Below are 18,785 nucleotides of genomic sequence, written 5' to 3'. Positions count from 1 at the left end.
GCGGGCGCGCTAGCGCGCCGCGCCGCGCGCGGCCAGCAGGTCCATGGTCCGCAGGTCTTCCCGGCGGTTTGCGTCGGCGCTGCGGAGCATGACCTGGAAGGCGGTTTTTAAGAGGGCGTCCTTTTCCGCGGAGCCCAGCGCCGCCTTTCCGGCGGGCGTGTCGAGGAGCGCCTCCACCGCCGCCGGGTTGTGGTGGGCCACCGCCAGCGCGGCCATGCGGGGAAGGGTCTGGGGATCGACCTGCGCGGCCATCTTCCGCCACGTTTCCGGCGTCCAATCCTGGTCGCCGCCCTCGCCCGCCCGCACGACGTGGGTGGCGAAGGAAAGGGTGGCGGCCTGGCCGGACGGCAGCCCCATTTTGGCGCGGCCCTGCGGGTCGCCGTACGCTTCCAACAGGTCGCCGTAAAGGCGCGGCAGCACCTGGGAGTAGAAGAGGGATTTCTTGTCCGCGGGCAGGAAGCCGACGTCGTCCCGCAGCCAGCGCTGGCCGATGACGTCGGGCGGGGCGGGGAAGGCCGCGCGGGCCTTTTCCCCGGCCTCGCTTTCCAGGAAGGCGCTCACCTCGTCCTTTCCGCCGGGCGGCAGGCCGCCGATGGCGTTGGCGAAGGCGGCCCAGACTTCCTCCTTCGTGCGGGGCACCCGCCGCCACGCGCCGGAGGAGACGCCCCCCGCGACGATCTGGTGGGCGTAGGACTGCATCTCCGTGTAGAGGGCGGGGTAGGTCTTGAGGACGTCGTCCCCCTGTGCGGCGGTTTGGGTGAAGGGGTTGCCGTCCCCCAGCGCCTGGAAGAGCGCGCGGTGGCGGGCGGAGGTCTGCGCGGGCGTCTCGCCGGAGGCCAGCAGGGCGTCCATTTCCGGGCCGTAGCCGATCAGCTCGGAGCGGCCCATGGCGTCGGGGCCGAGGCGGTCGAGGCTGGGCCGGTCGTAAAGGTAGTCCAGGAGGATCTGCTGCTGCCGGAAGAGGGCGTGGAGCGCCTCGTGCCCTTCCACGCTCATGTCGAGCAGGGCGTTGTCCCGCGTGTCGAGCGGCAGGAGCCGGGCGTCGATCTCCGGCGGCTGGAAGAGCTGGGCGGCGGCCTGGGGGTAGAAGACGGAGGCGACGTTGCGGTAGATCTCGTTGAAGGAGCCCGCGCCGCTGGTGGCGGCTTCCACCGTCTTCCAGGTGCCGTCGAAGGCGGAGAGGGTCCGCACCGGCACGTGGCGGACGATTTCCGGCTGGAAGTCGACGCCCGGGGCGGGCCAGACGCCGAAGCTGAGGCGGAGCAGCTCGGCGGTGTCGGTGAGGCCCTGCGCCGTCTTTTCCTTTCCGATGCCCAGCGCGGCGCGGAAGGCCTTTTCCCGTTCCGCGAAGGGCGGGGGGCCGCCGGCGGGGACGCGCGGCGTGAGGGAGAAGGCGGGGGCGGCCGCGGGGAGGGGCCGGGGCGGGGAGAAATCCCCCGCCAGGCCGCCGAGGCCGGCCAGGAGCGCGCCTTCCAGCGCGAGCCGTTTGAGGAGGGCGGGGCGGCGGATCATCGCGCGCGGCCTTCTTCGCGCCGGGGCAGGGAGGGCTCTTGGCGCGGGGTTTCGTTGAAGGAGGCGGAGAGGGCGGTGAAGAGGCCGCGGTTGGCGGGCGCGGCGGGGAGCCGGGCCTGGCGCAGGGTCATCAGGCTTTCCAGCGCTTCCGGGCGGCCGAAGGCCTGGGAGAGGTCGGCCAGCCGCTGGACGGTTTCCGGCTCCACCTTGGCGGCCATGGCGTCCCAGTCCTTCTTCTTCCACGCGTCCGGGCTTTCCGGCCGGTCCAGGATGAGGTGGTGGAGGAAGGCCATCGCGTGGACGGGGCTCGGCGGAAGGTCCATCTTTGCCAGGCCGCGCGCGTCACCGAGGTCTTCCAGGATCTCGCCGTAGATTTCCGGGAGGACTTCCGCGTAGAAGCGGACGCGGTTGGGCAGGGAAAGCTTGCCGAGGTCGGCGGTGAGGATCCGCTCCTGGATGTCCAGGGGGAGGGCGGGGAAGCGGCGCAGCGTCGAGGCGCCCTCCGGACTGCCCAGGAAGCGGCTGACCTCGTCCCGCTCCTCCGGGTCGAACCAGGTGCCGCCGGTCGTGGCGTAGACGGCCGCCCACAGCTCCTTCTTGTCGCGGGGCAGGCCGTCCCAGCGGCCGCTGGAGACGCCGTCCATCACCACCTGGCCCAGGTAGGAGCGCAGCTCGTTGTAGAGGAGGGGATATTCGGCCAGGGCCGTGTCGTTGGAGGCGCCGGAGAGCTCGCGCTCGAACCGTTGATGGCGGGCGGCGGTTTTTCCCGCCGTTTCCTGGGAGGCCAGGAGCGCCTCCAGCCGGGGGCCCAGGCCGTGGCTCTTGGTGGCGGAAAGGGGGGCGCCCTTGTCGCGGTCGGGGAAAAGGAGGTCGAGGAGGATCTGCCGCTCGGCGAAGACGGCGTGCAGCCCCTCGTGCGCCTCGACCGAGCGGGCCTCCCGCAGGTGGTAGGGGGTGTCGAGCGGCGGCAGCTGGAGCTGGATTTTCGCGGGGGAAAAGTAGGTCGGCGTGACGATGGGAAAGACGTTGGCGAAGGGGTCGCGCAGGAAAGGGGGGACGGAAACGGGAGCCATGGTCAGGCCGCCTTCCTGCGCCGGATCGACGCCGGGCCGGTAGGAGGCGTAGTTCCAGGCCGCGCGGGGGCGGAGGAGGGAGGGGTCCGTGTCGAGGCCGGGCGGCGGCCAGGAGCCGAAGCCGAGGGCGACGAGGTCGGCGGTGTTGGCCGTCGTCTCCGCCTCCGTCCCGCCTTCCGCGCCGAGGGTGCGGAGGAAGGCCCGGTTGACCGCGTCCTCCCCGCGCAGCCGCGCCAGCTTGGCCGCGGGCAGGGGCGGCATCGGCTGGCTCCAGCGGTGGGCGGCAAGGTGCAGGGAGGCCGTCGGCGCGGGAGCGGGCCGCCGGGTGCCCTGGAGGTTCACCAGCCCGGCGAAGAGCGTGGCCTGTACGGCCAGCTTCTTAAGCAGGGTGTGGCGGTCCATGGGGCGGGCCTTTTTACTTGGCCAGCGCCACGGCGGCGTCGTGGGCGGGGGCTTGAGCGGGGGCGCGGCGGAAGGCGTCCGGCGTCAGGCGGATTTGGTAAAGGCGGAAGCGGGGGTCGGGCCGCTCTTCCTCCTGTTCGCCGCGCGGGAGGTTTTCCAGCGGCGGCTGCTGGACGGCGGGCGGGGGGAGCTTCTCGAGGTCGGCCCCGGCGTCGAGAAGCTGCAGGACGATGCGGCGGCCCGCCAGCTCGTTGGCGTCGGAGGATTGGAGGGAGATGGCGATCGCGCCGTCCAGGAGGACGGCCTTCTGCTCCGGGGTCAGGGCGTGGCCGGGCTGCCCGGCGGTGGCCAGGAGCGCGCCGAGGGCCTCCGGCTGGCGGTGGCGGACGGCCAGGCGGCAGAGGGTTTCAAAGGCTTCCGGCTCCGCCTTGGAGGCCAGGTGGCGCCAGGCGTCCGGCGTCAGGGTCTGGGGCTCGCCCTCTCCGGCGTGGAGCAGGTGGAAGGCGAAGGAGACGGCGTGGGGCTTGCCCGTTTCCAGGCCCAGGCGGGTGCGGCCGTCGGCGTCGCCGTAAAGCTCCAGCAGGTCGCCGTAGGCGTCGGGCAGGACCTTGTCGTAAAGGGAGGCGCGGTTCTTCGGCAGCATGGAGAACGTCGCCTTCAGGAGGAAGTTTTCCAGCGGCGGCGCGGGGAACTCGGCCCGCAGGGCCTGGCCGCGCGGCGTGGCCAGGAAGGTGTCGATCGCTTCCGGCGGCGTCCCGGCGGGGCGCCCGGCGTCGACGGCGTTGTAGACGGCGGCGGCGAGTTCTTCCCGCGTTTCCGGGACCCGCTTCCACGTGCCCGTGGAGATGGCGCGGGAGAGGAGGTCGTGAAGGGAGACTTCGATTTCCGCCTGGAGGAGGGGGGTCATTTCGGCGGCTTCCTGGCTGAAATGGCCCAGGGCCCGGTTTTCCAGGATTTCCTGCCGCGCGGCGGTCTGCTCCTTCGTCTCCCCGACGGAGAGGACGGCGTCCAGCGCGGGGCCGTGGCCGAACTCCTTCGACGCGCCGACCGTCTTCGCCGTGACGGGGAAGAGGAGGCTTTCGATTCGGTCCCGCTCCAGGATCATGGCGCGGACGGCCAGCCGGGAGGAAAAGAGGGTGTCGGCGGCAAGTTCCTGGTTCGGCGGCGGGAGGGTGGCCTGGATCTCGGAAGGCTTGAAGAGCTTTTCCTTGGCGACGCCGTAGGCCGTGCTGAAGGGATTGCGGGCCTGGGGCGGGAAGAGGGGGGATCCGGCGATCGAGGCGCCGGGGCGCCCCGGCAGGACGGTGGCGGAAAAGTCGACCGGCGTCTGGAGAAGGAGGTCCGGATCGCTGTGGACGCCCGCCACGGGCCAGCCGCGGAAGCCCAGGGCCACCAGCTCCGCCGCGTTGGCCGTGAAGGAGGGGTGGCCGAATCCGGCGGCCCGCTCGAATTTCTTCAGGGCGTCGCCCGGGGCGACGGGGCCGCGGACGGAGAGGGGATCGATGAGGGAGAAGGTGCGGGGGGCCGCGACGGGGGCGGCCTGCTGGGCGCGGGCAGGAAGCCCGGCGCCGAGGCCGGAGGCCAGGATCAGTTCAGCGGCGATACCTTTGAGAAAAGCTTTGGACGCGATCATAAGGAGGCGTCCGCCAAAGCAGGTACCGGGCCAGGTACCGAAAGTACCCTAAAAATGGGCCTTTTAAGCGCCCAGCCGCTCGACGGCTTCCCGGTAGCGGGCGGCCGTTTGGGCCACGATTTCCGGAGGCAGAATAGGGCCGGGCGGGCGCTTGTCCCAAGAGAGGGTTTCCAGGTAATCGCGCAGGAATTGCTTGTCGAAGCTGGGGGGGGAACCGCCGGGGCGGTAGCCGTCGGCGGGCCAGAAGCGGGAGCTGTCCGGCGTCAGGGCCTCGTCGATGAGGAGCAGCTCTCCCTGGGGAGTCAGGCCGAACTCGAACTTCGTGTCGGCCAGGATCAGGCCGCGCGGGGCGGCGTAGGCGGCGGCCCAGCGGTAGAGCGCCAGGGTCTTCTCCCGCAGCCGCTCGTAGAGCGCGTCGCCCACGTGGGCGCGGGCCCCGGCCTCCGTCAGGTTCTCGTCGTGGCCCGCCTCCGCCTTGGTGGAGGGGGTGAAGAGGGGCTCCGGCAGGGCCCCGGCTTCCCGCAGGCCGGGGGGCACGGCGTGGCCGCCGACGGTGCCGCGCTCCCGGTATTCCTTCCAGCCGCTCCCGGCCACGTAGCCGCGGACGACGCATTCCAGGGGGATCACCTCGCACCGGCGGGCGCGGGTCAGGCGGCCCTCCCATTCCGGCCGGCCGGCGCCGGCGGGCAGGTCGTAGCCCAGGACGTGGTTCGGGCAAAGGGGGCGGAGGAGGTCGAACCAGTGGCGGGAAAGCCGGGTTAGGAGGCGGCCCTTGTCCGGGATCGGGGTGGGCAGGACCACGTCGAAGGCGGAAACCCGGTCGCTGGCGACGATCCACAGCTCCTCCCCGTAGGCGTAGAGGTCCCGCACTTTTCCGCTGCGGAGGGCGACCGGCTCGGGCATCGCTTTCCTAACTAGGGTTTTCGCGCGGGGAGAACAAGGGCGACCTTGCCCCTTGTCTTGCGCCGGGCGGTGCCTCTATTACTTTACCCGCCCATGTCTGACGCCCCCTCCCTTCCGCGCATCGTCGCGCGGGCGAAGTTCCTCTACGAGGGGGAGAAGAAATTCCTCATCCAGGGGGCGACGTACGGCCCCTTCCGCCCCCGCACGGAGGGCGGCCCCCACCTGCCCGCGCCGGAGGAGGTGGAACGCGATTTCCAGCTGATGACGGCGATGGGGGTCAACACCCTGCGCATCTACCACCCGCCCCCGGCGTGGTTCCTGGACCAGGCGGCGCGCCACCGGCTGCGCGTCCTCGTCACCCTGCCGTGGGTCAAGCGCGTCCTCTTCCTGGACGACCGCGCCGTCCTCTCCCAGATCCGGGAGAACCTGATTTCCGCCGTCCGGCAGAACGCCGGGCACCCGGCCCTCCTCGGCTACTTCATCGACAACGAGATTCCGCCCGACCTGGTCCGCTGGTACGGGCCGCGGAAGATGGAGGCGTTCCTCGACAGCCTCGTCGCCCTGGTGAAGAAGCACGATCCCGGCGCGCTGGCCACCTACGCCAATTTCCCGCCGACCGAGTATCTCCTCCCCGCCGGCGTCGACTTCCTTTCCTACAACGTCTACCTGCACGAGGAAAAGGACCTGGCCAACTACCTGGCCCGCCTGCAGAACCTGGCGGGGGAAAAGCCGCTCATCTTAAGCGAATTCGGCATGGACACCATCCGCCACCCGCAGGCGGAGCAGGCGGAGCTGCTGAAGCGGCACGTGAACACCGTCTTCAAGGCGGGCCTGGCCGGGACGATCATCTTCTCCTGGACCGACGAGTGGTTCACCGACGGCGTCGACATCGAGGACTGGGCCTTCGGCGTCGTGACGAAGGACCGCGCGCCGAAGGAGGCCTACCGCGCCCTCCAGCCGATCCTGGGCGGCGGCGACCGTCCCCTCCACGACCGCTTCCCCCTGGCGCAGGCGCCGCGCGTCTCCGTCGTCGTCTGCTCCTACAACGGGGCCAAGACGCTGCGGGACTGCCTCGTCTCCCTGGAGGCCCTCGACTACCCCGATTACGAGGTGATCCTGGTCGACGACGGCTCGACCGACGACACTCAGGCCATCGCCGCGCAATTCCCCCGCGTGCGGAACATCCGGCAGGAGAACAAGGGCCTCTCCGTGGCGCGCAACGTCGGCATCGCGGCGGCCACCGGCGAGATCGTCGCCTTCACCGATTCCGACTGCATGGCGGACAAGGACTGGCTCTATTTCCTCGTCCAGGCGATGCTCCGCGGCGGCTTCAAGGCCGTCGGCGGGCCGAACATCTCCCCTCCCGCGACCGACTGGGTGCAGGCCACCGTGGCCGCCGCGCCCGGCTCCCCCAGCCACGTCCTTTTGACCGACACCGTGGCGGAGCACGTCCCCGGCTGCAACATGGCCTATTACAAGAGCGCGCTGGAGGAGATCGGCGGCTTCGATCCCGAATACCGCAAGGCGGGCGACGACGTCGACCTCTGCTGGCGCCTCATGCAGCGCGGCTACCAGATCGGCTTCTCCCCGGCGGCCGTCGTCTGGCACTACCGGCGCTTCACCGTGAAGGCCTACTTCGGCCAGCAGACCGGCTACGGGGAGGCGGAGGCCCTCCTGCGCTACAAGCACCTCAACTACTTCGGCACCACCGGCTCGGCCATCTGGCACGGGCGCGTCTACACCCAGGTGCGGATGGACCCCCTCTTCCTGCGCCCCGTCGTCTACCACGGCATCTTCGGCACCGGCTTCTTCCAGTCCGTCTACCCGCGCAACGAGAATCCCTTCCTCCAGCTCTTCGGCAGCCTGGAATGGGTGGTCCTGGCGGCCATGGTCCTGGTCCTCTCCATTCCGCTGCCGCCGCTGCGGCTGGTGCCGCTCATCCTCTTCGGCCTCACCGTCCTTGCCGGGCTCTCCTACATGACGCGCGCGCGCATCGAGCCGCGCTTCGACGGCGTCCGCTCCCGCCTCCTCCTCTTCTACCTGGCGGTGGCGCAGCCGCTGCGGCGCGGCTGGGCGCGCTACTTCACCTGGCTGCGGGGCAAACGCACGCCCCCCGCCGTCATCGCCGCGCCGGAGAAGGAGCCCCACGCCTCCAGCGGCTTCTGGAGCGCCGGGCACCTCACCTTTTGGAGCGAGGGCGGCCGCGAGCGGACCGAGCTGCTGCACGAGGTGGAGCGCCTGCTCGACGCGGAGGGCTGGAACTACTCCCCGGACACCGGCTGGACCGATTGGGACCTCCACCTCTTCGCCAGCCGCTGGTGGAACCTGCGCCTGCGCACCATGACGGAGATCTACCCGCACGGGCGGCGGCTCACCCGGGTGGGGAATTTCCTCGTCGCCAGCACCTTTTCCAAGCTGATCGTCGGCGGCCTGATCCTTTTCGGCACCGCGCTGACCGTCACCTCCTGGAGAGTGGCGCCGTTCTTCGCCGGGACCCTGGGGCTCTTCCTCTTCTTCTGGCTCCTGCACGGCCTGCGCCTGCGCCACCGGGTGGCGGAGGGAGTCCACGTCGCCGCCATCCGCGCCGGCCTCCAGGCCGTGCGCAAGGAGTAGCTTTCCCATGGGCCTCTACCGCCGCGTCATCGGGTGCTACCGCGAGCAGCTGCCGCAGATCGGCGTGGCGCTGGGGCTTTTGGTCCTCAACGTCGCCTTAAGCCTTCTTAAGCCGTGGCCGGTGAAGTGGATCCTGGACACCCTCCTGCCCACCGCCCACGACCACGCCGTGCCCTGGCGGGACACCGCCCTCACCACGGGAGAGGAGGTCCTCGTCGCCACCCTGGGCGTCGTCGTCATCTACCTGCTGGGCGGCCTGGCCGGGGTGGGGCAGAACTACCTGATGACCCGCATCGGCCTGCGGGCGCTCTTGGAACTGCGCACCCGGCTCTACGCCTGCCTCCAGCGCCTCCCCCTCCACTTCCACGACCGGCGGCGCAGCGCCGACTCCACCTACCGCGTCGCCTACGACGCGCAGGCCGTGCAGACCTTCTTCAACCGGGGCTTCGCCTCCGTTGTCGGCGCGCTGGTGACATTGGGCGGCGCCTTCGCCGTCATGTACTCCATGGACCGGCAGCTGGCCTGGGTTTCCCTGGCCGTCGCGCCGTTTCTTTGGGCGGCCATCGCCTTCTACGCGGGCCGCATCCGGCGGGAGAGCAGCGACCTGCAGAAGGAGGAGAGCGACGTGCTGGCCGCCGCCAGCGAGGGGCTGGGGGCCATCCGCGTGGTCCAGGCCTTCAACCGGGAAGAATACGAGGTCGGCCAGTTCGTCCGCGAGGCGCGGGAGAGCTACGGCGCCAACCTGAAGCTGACCCTCACCAATTCCCTTTCCGGCCTCGTCGTCGGCCTCATCACGTCGGCGGGCACGGCGGCGATCCTCTACCTGGGCGTCCGGCACGTCCTGGCCGGGCAGATCGGCGTGGGCGACCTCTACGTCTTCCTTTCCTATCTGGCCACGCTCTACCAGCCTCTGGAACAGCTTTCCTACACCGCCTGGGCGATGGAGGGGGCGGCGGCGGGCATGGAGCGGGTCTTCGAGGTCCTCGACGCGGAGGACACCGTGCCGGAGAAGCCGAACGCTCCCGCCCTGCGCGGCGTGGCGGGCCGCGTCGAGCTGGAGCAGGTCGCCTTTTCCTACGAGGAGGGCCACCCGATCCTCCAGGGGATCGACCTGGAGGTCCGCCCCGGCCAGACCGTCGCCCTCGTCGGCGGGACCGGCGCGGGGAAGACGACCGTCCTCTCCCTCATCGCGCGCTTTTACGACCCCACCTCCGGCACCGTCCGCATCGACGGCGCCGACCTGCGGGAGGTGAGCAAGAAATCGGTCCGGGAGCAGATCGCCATGGTGCTGCAGGAGACGATCCTTCTCTCCGGCACGGTGGAGGAGAACATCGCCTACGGGAAGCTGGGGGCCAGGAAGAGCGAGATCCGGGAGGCCGCCCGCCGGGCCCAGGCCGACGCGTTCATCAATAAGCTTCCCCAGGGCTACGACACGCCCGTGGGCGAACGCGGCGTCCGCCTCTCCGGCGGGCAGCGCCAGCGCATCGGCATCGCCCGCGCCTTCCTGAAGGGCTCCCCCATCCTCCTCCTGGACGAGCCGACGAGCGCCCTCGACCCGGAGACCGAGTCCGAGATTTTGGAGACGCTCCGCGCCCTCATGAAAGGCCCGGCGACCCTCATCGTCACCCACCGCCTGAACACGATCCACCACGCCGACGTGATCCACGTCATGGAGGGAGGAAAGATCGTCGAGAGCGGCACGGGGCCGGAGCTTCTGGCCCGGGACGGCCTCTACGCCCGGCTCTGGCGGGCGGGCAACTTCGGCGGCTAATTTAGCTGAAATGGCCGGGGCGGCCTCCTTTGGCAGAATTCCTGCTTTCCGCGGGGGTCGTTTCCGCCCATGCCCAACCTGCCCGACAGCCCCGCTTTTGCTTTGCCCGCTTTACTTAAAGCGGGCGCGGCGACGTCGGCGGAGCTGATCGACCCCGGCGCGGTGCGCGGCCTGCGGCGGGATCCGGACATCATCCTCTCCGTCCCCGTCCGCTTCTTCACCCTGGAAGGGCAGGCGGCGGCGAACGAGAAGAAGTTCACCGCCTTCCGCCGGTTGGAAATCGGCGCGCCGGGCGAAGCCTACAACATGGTGGCCGACATGGCGCCGATCAACCTCAACGGCTCCTTTTCCTGCCTGGGCGACCTGCGGATCGCGCTCGCCCCGGCGGTCGTCGTCGGCGTCCTGCCCGCCGATTCCCGCGGCGCCGCCACCGGCCTGACGCACGAGGCGCTCCACGCCCTCCAGTGTCGCGTCCACACCCTCGACCGCCTCCTCCTCTCCGGCCCGGGCAAGGAGGAGACCTGGGGCTCCTCCGTCCGCTACGGCCACGGGCCGGAGCTGGAGGCCATCCTGGCCGCCGAGGAAACGCCGGAGGAAACGGCGGCGCGGCATGACAAGCTCCGCCATATCGCCAGCGGAAAGAATGGCGAGGAGCCGGAGGTCTACGGCCTCCAATACGCCGAGATCCAGGCCTGTCTCCACCAGCTCGTCCACGCCAGCGCCTCCGGCTGGAAGGCGCTCCCCGCCACGCCGGAGGAAGCCCGCGCCGCCTTCGAAGGGCCGCTCTCCGGCCGCCCCGCCCATCCCGACTATCCCCTGGCTACGGAGGAAAACTGCGCCGCCGCCGAGGCGCTCTACGAGCTGAAAGAGAGCGCCGCGGCCAAGCTCTCCCCCGCCCAGCGGGAGCGGTTCTTTGCCGAGGCGCTCCCCGCCGTCTACGGCGACCTCCTCGAATTCTACGGTGACCCGGAAGGGCGGACGAAGATGGGCCTGGAGCCCAGCCCGGTCCACGGCCGCGCCCTTCTTCAGCGGATCGCGCAGGAGTGGCTCCAGCCGGTGAGCGACCGATGGCCGAAGGAGCGGTGGCAGGCCCTGGCCGCCAAGGCGGAGCCGGAGACGCGCCCGCTCCTGACGCGCCTGGCGGCGGAATGCCGGGGCCTCGACGCGGCCCGGGAGGCGATGGAGGCGACGGCGCCGCCGCGCCGGGAACGGATCGAGCTGCCGCGCTTGGAACCGCAGGCGTTGGCGGGAGTGGTTTTTGATCGGCCCGGCCAGGCTGCCGAGGCGGGCGACGCCCTCTCCCTGGTCCGTTAAGCTTTCGCGCGGGCCTTGCCCTGGGGAGGGCCGGCGGGTTTGATCGGCGCGCCTTTTTTGCCGGAATGGGCTTCCTTGAAGCCGGGGTAAAAGCGTTCCGCATCGTCGCGCCAGCCGGCGATCTTCGCCTCCAGCTCGGCGATCTCGCCGCGCGCGGTTTTCAGCTGCACGGGCAGCGTCTTGGCCATCAGCCGCTCGATGCGGGAAAGCTCCGGCCCCTCCTCCAGGGTGGAGAAAGCCCAGGCCGGGTCCTTCTTGCAGTTCTGCGCCTTGACGCTGAGCTGGGTGATGGAGGCCAGGAGCCGCCCCGTGCGGGCCAGGATGTAGGAGACGGGCGTCTCGCCGTCGACGTCCTCCTCGTCCAGGCAGAGGGTTTCAAGCGATTCGAGCAGCTCCACGTCGCCCGCCAGGTAGGCGGCCTGCGCGGCGTGCCACCGCTCCCGCATCTGCGGGGTGATCGCCTTTTCCCCGTGGCGGTCCGGGTGGAGGCGGCGGGCCATGGAGCGGTAGGCGGCCTTCAGCCGCGCCTCCCGGTCGGGCGGGAGCTGTTTTTTGCCCGCGCGGGAGGGGAGGGAGGAGGCGGCGGCCTCCGCCTCCGCGCGCTCGGCCTCGGCTTCCTCCTCGTCGGCTTTCATGCGGGAGCGGAGGGCCTCCTCCAGGTCGTCGGGCGGCTCGGGATCGTCCTGGCCGTTTTGGCGGCGGGCCTTGCGGTCCAGGATGTCGCGGTAGGCGGCGGCGCAGCTTTGGTTGCGGAACCAGGTGCGCGTCTCCACCTCGAAGACCAGCTCCCGCAGGTCGGCCAGCTTCGATTGGGCGGCGCGCAATTCTCCCACCAGGCCGCGGAAGGTCTGCTGGAGCCAGCGCTCGAACGTGGGCTTATCCTTTTCCTGGAAGCGGGACAGGGCCTTCTGCGTGTCGGCAAAGCGGGTCTGGGCCTGGCGGTATTTCTTCGTCGCGGCGGCGCGGATCGGGCCCGCGTCGACCATGACCAGGGGGCCGCGCTTCGGCGCCGGGGCGGGGCGGGGCGCGCCCTTCGGGGCCAGCTTGAGGTAACGGGATTTGCGCGGCAGGGACATGATTAGTGCCGGAAAACTGGGTCTGGGTTGACGCCCCCCGCGTTCAGTACCATCATGAGATGGTATGGTGATTGTACCCTGGGTCAACTTTTTTGCCGAGAGCGGCGGACTTCTCTTTGCCTTCGGCCACTCGACGCCCGCCGGCAAATTCGTCATCGCCGCCCTGCTGCTGGCCTCCCTTCTCTCCTGGTCGGTCATCATCACCAAGCTTTCGGAGTTCCGCCTGGCCCGCCGCCAGGACGCCCGCTTTTTCCAGAAGTTCCATTCCAGCCGCCGTCCCCTGGCCATCTACCTCTCCCGGGAATCGTTCCCCGGCTCCCCCGCCTACGCGGTCTACGCCGCCGGGTGCCGGGAGCTGTGCTACCACCTGGTCGGCTCCACGGAGCTGGACGGGGCGGCCGCCGCCCGCCTGGCGGAGGCGGAGCAGTTCGAGCGCCTCAGCCCCACCGCGCTGGAGGCGGTCGACGCGGCGCTGGGGCAGGCCGTCGGCGTCCAGTCCCTGCAATTGGAGTCGCGCATGATCATCCTGGCCACCGCCGTCAGCGGCGGCCCCTTCCTGGGCCTTTTGGGCACCGTTTGGGGCGTCATGGACGCCTTCACGGACATCGCCATGGCGGGCAAGGCCAGCCTGGCCGCCATGGCTCCGGGCGTCTCCGGCTCCCTCATCACCACCGTCACGGGCCTCCTGGTGGCGATTCCCGCCATGTTCGCCTACAACTATCTGGTCGTCACCCAGCGCGGCCTCACGGTAGGCTTGGACAACTTCGCCACGGAGCTGGCCTCCGCCTTCCGCCACCGCTTCGCGGAGCGGAGCCGCGCCATCGCCGAATGAAGCGCGGCCTCAAACGGTTCAGCGACCGGGGCGGCCATTCCACGATGGCGGAGCTGAACGTGACGCCGATGCTCGACCTGGCGTTCGTCCTCCTCATCATCTTCATCATCACCACCCCGCTTATGGAGGGGAGCCTGGAGATCAACCTGCCCTCCGCCGCCGCTAAGACCCCGCCGCCGGAGGCGGGCGCGGTGAAGACCGTGGAGGTCGACCGTTCCGGGGCGGTTTCCCTGGCCGGGCGGCGCTGCACGCTGCCGGAACTGGAGGCGGAGCTGGCCCGGCTCCACGCCGCCGACCCCAAGCTGGCCGTCGTCGTCCGCGCCGACCGCGACCTGCGCTACCAGCAGCTGGTCGACGTCTTCGACGCGCTTCAGCGCGCGCAGGTGACCCGGCTGGGCCTCATGCATCTGGACGCCGATGCCCCCGCAGCCAAGTCTCCTTGATCCCGAGCCGCGGCGGCCCGCCGCCGCGCGTCCGGAGGGCGGGCGGCCGCTCCGCTTCGGCCCCGTCTTTTGGGCGGTGGCGCTGGCCCACGCGCTCCTGCTCCTCCTCCTTTCGCTCTGGTCGCTCCTCCACCCGGCGCTGGAGCCCGCCCGGACCAGCGCCGGCGCGCCGATGGAATTGATCGAGCTGCCCGGCCCGGCCGCGCCCGCCGCGGCGTCCGCACCCGCCCCCGCGCCTCCGGCTCCGCCCGCTCCGCCTGCGCCGGAACCGGTCCCGGAGCCGACGCCCGCCCCCGCCCCAGAGCCGGCCCCCGAGCCCGCGCCGGAGCCTCCGCCCGCCCCCAGCCAGATCGTCCTGCCGCCGAAGCCCCCGGCCAAGCCGAAGCCCGCGCCGGAAAAGCCGAAGGCGGAAGCGCCTCCCACCCCGCCCCAGCCGAAGGCCGCCCCGGCCAAGCCCGCGTCCCACGCGCCGAAGATCAGCCTGAAGGAGGTGACCCGCACGCCGTCCAAGACGCCCGCCGCGGCCGCCTCCTCCAGCGGCGTTCCCGGCACGCCCGCCGTCCGGCGCGGGGCGGGGAAGGCTTCCTCCTCCGCTTCCGCCGGGGCCGCCGCGCCCGGCGTCACCTCCGGGGGCGTCGCCTCCCGCCTTGGCGCGGCCTTGTCCGCCTCCGGCGCGGCGGCGCCGATCGAGGTGGGCTCCGGTTCCGGCGGCCCCCCGGGCGACCCGACCTACTACGACCTGATCCGCCAGCGCATGTACGCGGAGTGGGACCAGCCCGTCGCAGCTCGCCGGCCGCTCCCTGCGGGCCAAGATCCAGATTAAAGTTGAAAAGGACGGTACCGTTACCCAAGCTGCGCTCCTGGCCACCTCCGGCAACCCGACGTTCGACCAAAGCGCGCTGGCCGCGGCGCGGCGGGTGGGGAAGCTTCCCCGCCCTCGGCCCGACTCGGTGCCGGAGCGCGTGGTCATCAACTTCAAACTGGCCGAATAACTTTCACCCCTATGCTCCGCTCCCTCTTCCTCCTCCTCCTCCTGGCCCTGCCCCTCTCCGCGCAGGAAGTCGACGTCAGCGGCAACGGCCGCATCCCCGTCCGCGTCCTGCCCTTCTCCGGCGGCGGGGAGGCCGATTCGGCCACCCGCGTCGTCGTCGCCGACTTGAACCGCACCCTCCTCATCGAGGCGGGCACCGCCGCCAACCCGAACGCCCGCGCCACCGCCAGCGCCGTCTGGAGCAACGGCACCCTGACCGGCCAGCTCACCCAGGGCTCCGCCTCCCTCTTCTCCCGCGTCTACACCGGCCAGTCCCGCCGCGCCGCGCACGAATTCGCCGACGATGTCCTCTTTGCCCTCACCAAGGTGAAGGGCTTCTCCTCCTCCCGCGTCGCCTGCATCTCCGCCCAGGGCGGGGCGAAGGAAGTCTACGTCAGCGACATCGACGGCGCGGGCGCCGTCCAGCTGACCGGCGACCGCACCATCAGCGCCCACCCGAAGTGGAACCCGGACGGCAAGGAAATCGCCTACACCTCCTATAAGAGCGGCTATCCGGACGTCTACGTCATCCACCTTTCCACCAGCGTCCGCTCCAAGGTCTCCTCCTTCCCCGGCATCAACACCGGCCCCGCCTTCTCCCCGGACGGCTCCCATCTGGCCCTGACCCTGAGCAAGGACGGCAACCCCCTCATCTACGTCATCCCCTCCGGGGGCGGCTCCGCGCGGCGGCTGACCCAGGGCCCCGGCACGGAGACCTCCCCCTCCTGGTCGCCGGACGGAAGCAAGATCGTCTACGACTCCGACGAGCGCGGCTCCGTCCAGCTTTACATCGCCCCCTCCGGCGGCGGCGCGGGGACGCGCCTCTCCACGGCGGGCTCCGGCAGCTCCTACGCGGCGGAGCCGGATTGGTCGCCGGACGGCAGCAAGATCGCCTACACCGCGCGCAGCGGCGGGCAGTTCCAGGTGGCGGTCTATGACCTCGCCACCGGCCGCGCCCAGCTGGTCACCACCACCGGCGGCCTGGACCCCTCCTGGACCCGCAATTCCCGCCACCTGGTCTACGCCAAGGGAGGCTCCCTCTACCTCCTGGACAGCGTCTCCCGGCAGACCGCGCGGCTCGATAACAACTTGACGCGCTGTTCCGAACCGGCAGTGTCCCGTTAAAAATCACTTCTCTTACCCCTTTATTATGAAGCTCCTTTCCCGCCCCGCCGTCCTCCTGCTCTCCGCCGTCCTCGTCCTGGGCGGCTGCGCCAACCACTCCAAGAAGTTCTCCGGCCCCTCCGGCGGCAGCACCGACATGGCGGGCCTCCCCGGCCAGGGCGGCGACGACACCCTCAACCCCAACGGCCTGGCCGCCAACGCCCGCCCCGACGGCGTCAACCCCGACACCGACGTCGACTACAGCGTCCTCTCCGCCGAAACGATCTACTTCGACTTCGACAGCAACACCATCCGCTCCAGCGAGCGCGGCAAGCTGCAGAAGATCGCCGACTGGCTGAAGGAAAACCCCGGCAAGCGCCTGATGCTCGCCGGCCACACCGACATCCGCGGCACCCCCGAGTACAACCGCGGCCTGGGCGAGCGCCGCGGCCTGGCCGTGCGCGAGTACCTCGTCGGCCTGGGCATCGAGGCCTCCCGCCTCTTCACCATCTCCTACGGCTCGGAGCGTCCCGCCGTCCAGGGCAGCGACGAGGCCGCCTACGCCAAGAACCGCCGCGTCGCCCCCGGCGTCATCACCAAGTAAACCGGTCCCGGCCGGCCCGGGTCCCGTAATCGCTTGAAGGTCGACGATCCCACGCCGAAGTCCTTCCTGGACCACCTGGAGGACCTCCGGTGGGTCATCATCAAGTCGGCCGTCGTCTTCGCCGTGGCGGCGGGCGCCAGCCTGGCCTTCACCAAGCCGCTCCTCCAGCTCCTCTACGAGCCGCTGCGCCGCGCGGGCCAGGACCCCGCCCAGATGCTCCGCGTCCTGGGCGTTATCGACCCCCTCTCCATCCAGCTCGACCTGGCGCTGATGGGCGGCGTCCTCGTCGCCCTGCCCTTCGTCCTCTACTTCGTCGGCCAGTTCGTCCTGCCCGGCCTCACCCGGCGGGAGGCGCGGGCCCTCTTGCCCGCCTTCTTCGCCGGGGCGCTCCTCTTCGTCGGCGGGGTCGTCTTCTGCTTCAAGCTCCTCCTGCCGCAGACCCTGCGCTTCTTCTTCGACCTGGCCGCCTGGCAGGGCTTCCGCACGGAATGGACGGTGCAGAACTACGTCGACTTCGTCCTGCAGATGCTCCTGGCCTTCGGCCTCTCCTTCGAGCTGCCGCTCGTCCTGGTCCTCCTCAACGTCCTGGGGATCGTCTCCAGCGCCGGCCTGCGCCAATACCGGCGGCACACCCTGGTGGGCCTGGTCGTCTTCGCCTCCTGCGTCGTCCCCGCCACCGACCCCTTCTCCCTGGGCACGCTTATCCTGCCGATGTACTGCCTCTACGAGGCGACGATCTGGATCACCCGCATGCTGGAAAAGGGCCGGGAGCGGGATTCCCTCGACAGTTACTAAACTGCGCCCCGGAGGGACTTGATCAGCCAGCGGATCGGCTCTCCCCCCTCGGCCATGCTGACGACGACCGCTTCCGGGCCCGCCGCCGCGATCGCCTGGCGGCAGGCCCCGCAGGGGACGGCCGGTTCTGGACCGTCGGTGAAGAGGGCCAGCGCCGCCAGCGTCCGGTCCTCCGGCGTCGCCCCTTCCGCGAGCAGCTGGGCGAGGGTGACCTGTTCCGCGCACGCGTCGAGGGCGGGGTTCGCGTTTTCGATCGTCGCGCCGTGGACGACCTTTTGGCTGGCGGTCAACGCCGCCGCCCCGACGCCCCGAGCGGAGCGGACGAGGTGGGCGCGGGCCAGCGCCCGGCGGGCGTTTTCCAGGAGCAGCCGCTCCGTCACGGGGTCGAGGTTGGAATTTATGGGAGTGGGATCTCGAGGGTCGGCACCAGGGGGGACGGCGTTTCGGCGGCCGGGCCGGCCTTCTTGAACGGGGCCTGGAGCTGGTCGCCCTTCGGGCGCCGGGCGGCGTAGTGCGCGGGCAGGAGCTGGGCCATGGTCCAGGCTTCCGCCAGCGCCGCGTCCCGGCAGTGGCTTTCCAGCCGCATCTCCGGCCCGGCGAATTCCCGGAGGATTTCCAGGGAGCTGCCGGACGTCACGCCGGGGCGGGGGCCGTCCGTGTAGAGGGCGACGGCGACGATCCGCTTGTCCCCCTCGTCCTCGGCGTGGGAGATCGCCTTGAAAACCGCCACGTCCTCCGCGTGCCGCGCGGTGAAGGCGTTTCCCTCCACCTCGCCGCTGGCGAAGACCTTGCCGCTGGCCGTCAGGACCGCCGCGCCGCGCGGCGGGCTGCCCGCGCGGAGGTAGGCGTGCCCGGCGGCTTCCTGGGCGGCCTGGAGCAGGCGCCCGGCGTCGGCGGACTCCACGCGGAGGCCGGCCTGGGGCGCCACGGGGATCGAGCCCTTGCGGGTGAAGGCCTCGGGCAGCAGCTCCCCCATCGTCCACGACCGGGTTTTCGCCTCGTCCGCGCAGGTACTGACCACCGGCGTGTCGGCTTCGCAGAGGCCGGCCAGCGTCTGCCGGCAGGCGCCGCAGCAGGTGATCGGCTCGGGGGTTTCGGAGTAGATGGCGACCGCCCGGATCCGGCGCCCCTCCGGGGCCGCCGCCTCGGAGAGGGCGTTGTAGGCGGCCACCCGTTCCGAGCAGATGTTGAGGTGGGGGTCGGCCAGGTTCTGGATGTTGGCGCCCTGGTGGATCTTCCCGTCCTCCGTGAGGACCGCCGCCCCGACGCCGAACGGCACCACGGAGGTGTGGGCGTGGCGGTGCGCGTCGCGGGCTTGGGCCTTCAGCTCTTCGAGCAGGGCGGGGGCGAGGGGCTCCATGGCCTTTGAATCAGCATGAACGATGCCCGCGGCCCGTAAAAATTGGCTTTTTCCAACCTCTTGGGCCGCTCTAGGATAAGCCGATGCCCGCCCCCAAGACCCCCAAGTTCGAGGCCGCCCTCGAGTCCCTGGAGACGATCGTCGCCGACATGGAGAACGGGGACCTGCCCCTGGACGAGCTGATCGCCCGCTACGAGGAGGGAATCCGCCTGGTGAAGGTCTGCCAGGAAAAGCTGGCCGAGGCCGAGCAGAAGATCGACGTGGTGACGCAGGAAGCGGCGAAACCGTCTCTTTAGCCCCTTAACTTTTTAGCTTAAGCG

16 protein-coding genes and 1 pseudogene are annotated in these 18,785 nt (G+C 70.8%); 10 read left to right on the top strand and 7 right to left on the bottom strand.

What is annotated here, in order from left to right; genetic code table 11:
• Positions 1–9 precede the first annotated feature (9 nt).
• The 4 genes and pseudogenes from PW734_02995 to PW734_02980 form a co-directional block, all read right to left on the bottom strand.
• On the bottom strand, positions 10–1,512 hold the full coding sequence (locus PW734_02995) for a hypothetical protein (GenBank protein ID MDE1170166.1): 1,503 nt from the start codon (positions 1,510–1,512) through the stop codon (positions 10–12).
• A complete protein-coding gene (locus tag PW734_02990) occupies positions 1,509–2,987 on the bottom strand; it encodes a hypothetical protein (GenBank protein ID MDE1170165.1) in 1,479 nt (492 codons plus the stop codon). The genes PW734_02995 and PW734_02990 overlap by 4 nt, the downstream gene beginning before the upstream one ends.
• A 13-nt stretch (positions 2,988–3,000) precedes the next feature.
• The gene (locus tag PW734_02985; protein MDE1170164.1) at positions 3,001–4,620 is read right to left on the bottom strand and encodes a hypothetical protein; all 1,620 of its coding nucleotides are present in this window, start codon (positions 4,618–4,620) and stop codon (positions 3,001–3,003) included.
• A gap of 63 nt (positions 4,621–4,683) precedes the next feature.
• Positions 4,684–5,529, bottom strand: a pseudogene (locus PW734_02980) (phosphoribosylaminoimidazolesuccinocarboxamide synthase).
• 87 nt (positions 5,530–5,616) lie between these two features.
• Here PW734_02980 and PW734_02975 point away from each other — a divergent pair.
• The 3 genes from PW734_02975 (at position 5,617) to PW734_02965 (ending at position 11,221) form a co-directional block, all read left to right on the top strand.
• Positions 5,617–8,136: a glycosyltransferase gene (locus PW734_02975; protein MDE1170163.1), complete on the top strand. Its 2,520-nt coding sequence runs from the start codon at positions 5,617–5,619 to the stop codon at positions 8,134–8,136.
• Between the two features lie 7 nt (positions 8,137–8,143).
• Complete coding sequence (locus PW734_02970) at positions 8,144–9,907, top strand: ABC transporter ATP-binding protein (protein ID MDE1170162.1); 1,764 nt, start codon at positions 8,144–8,146, stop codon at positions 9,905–9,907.
• A 69-nt stretch (positions 9,908–9,976) separates the two neighbouring features.
• A complete protein-coding gene (locus tag PW734_02965) occupies positions 9,977–11,221 on the top strand; it encodes a hypothetical protein (protein MDE1170161.1) in 1,245 nt (414 codons plus the stop codon).
• Here the strand turns inward: PW734_02965 and PW734_02960 are convergent.
• Entirely contained in the window at positions 11,218–12,297 is a 1,080-nt protein-coding gene (locus PW734_02960; protein MDE1170160.1) for a hypothetical protein, read from the bottom strand. The two genes, PW734_02965 and PW734_02960, sit on opposite strands and share 4 nt — an antisense overlap.
• Positions 12,298–12,361: 64 nt before the next feature.
• Between PW734_02960 and PW734_02955 the strand changes: the two genes are divergently transcribed.
• The 6 genes from PW734_02955 to tatC all read left to right on the top strand — a co-directional run bounded on the left by PW734_02955 (position 12,362) and on the right by tatC (position 17,105).
• Positions 12,362–13,129, top strand: a complete 768-nt coding sequence (locus PW734_02955) for a MotA/TolQ/ExbB proton channel family protein (GenBank protein MDE1170159.1) — start codon at positions 12,362–12,364, stop codon at positions 13,127–13,129.
• The gene (locus PW734_02950; protein MDE1170158.1) at positions 13,126–13,572 is read left to right on the top strand and encodes a biopolymer transporter ExbD; all 447 of its coding nucleotides are present in this window, start codon (positions 13,126–13,128) and stop codon (positions 13,570–13,572) included. Before PW734_02955 ends, PW734_02950 begins: the two co-directional genes overlap by 4 nt.
• On the top strand, positions 13,547–14,395 hold the full coding sequence (locus PW734_02945) for a hypothetical protein (protein MDE1170157.1): 849 nt from the start codon (positions 13,547–13,549) through the stop codon (positions 14,393–14,395). The genes PW734_02950 and PW734_02945 overlap by 26 nt, the downstream gene beginning before the upstream one ends.
• Before the next feature lie 180 nt (positions 14,396–14,575).
• Entirely contained in the window at positions 14,576–15,727 is a 1,152-nt protein-coding gene (locus PW734_02940) for a biopolymer transporter Tol (protein ID MDE1170156.1), read from the top strand.
• A gap of 25 nt (positions 15,728–15,752) precedes the next feature.
• Complete coding sequence (locus PW734_02935; GenBank protein ID MDE1170155.1) at positions 15,753–16,310, top strand: OmpA family protein; 558 nt, start codon at positions 15,753–15,755, stop codon at positions 16,308–16,310.
• A 33-nt stretch (positions 16,311–16,343) separates the two neighbouring features.
• Positions 16,344–17,105: a twin-arginine translocase subunit TatC gene (gene tatC, locus PW734_02930; GenBank protein MDE1170154.1), complete on the top strand. Its 762-nt coding sequence runs from the start codon at positions 16,344–16,346 to the stop codon at positions 17,103–17,105.
• Here the strand turns inward: tatC and PW734_02925 are convergent.
• Both PW734_02925 and PW734_02920 read right to left on the bottom strand, forming a co-directional pair.
• A complete protein-coding gene (locus PW734_02925; protein MDE1170153.1) occupies positions 17,102–17,485 on the bottom strand; it encodes a hypothetical protein in 384 nt (127 codons plus the stop codon). The two genes, tatC and PW734_02925, sit on opposite strands and share 4 nt — an antisense overlap.
• A gap of 17 nt (positions 17,486–17,502) precedes the next feature.
• Positions 17,503–18,465 (bottom strand): cytidine deaminase, encoded by a 963-nt coding sequence (locus tag PW734_02920; GenBank protein MDE1170152.1) that lies wholly within the window; start codon positions 18,463–18,465, stop codon positions 17,503–17,505.
• A gap of 83 nt (positions 18,466–18,548) precedes the next feature.
• Between PW734_02920 and xseB the strand changes: the two genes are divergently transcribed.
• Positions 18,549–18,761, top strand: coding sequence for an exodeoxyribonuclease VII small subunit (gene xseB / locus PW734_02915; protein ID MDE1170151.1), 213 nt, complete (start codon positions 18,549–18,551; stop codon positions 18,759–18,761).
• Positions 18,762–18,785 lie beyond the last annotated feature (24 nt).

The sequence above is a fragment of the Verrucomicrobium sp. genome, assembly GCA_028283855.1.
In the GTDB taxonomy this organism is placed as follows: domain Bacteria; phylum Verrucomicrobiota; class Verrucomicrobiia; order Methylacidiphilales; family GAS474; genus GAS474.
Note: the sequence above shows the minus strand (reverse complement) of the source record. Positions and strands in the feature narration are given on the sequence as shown.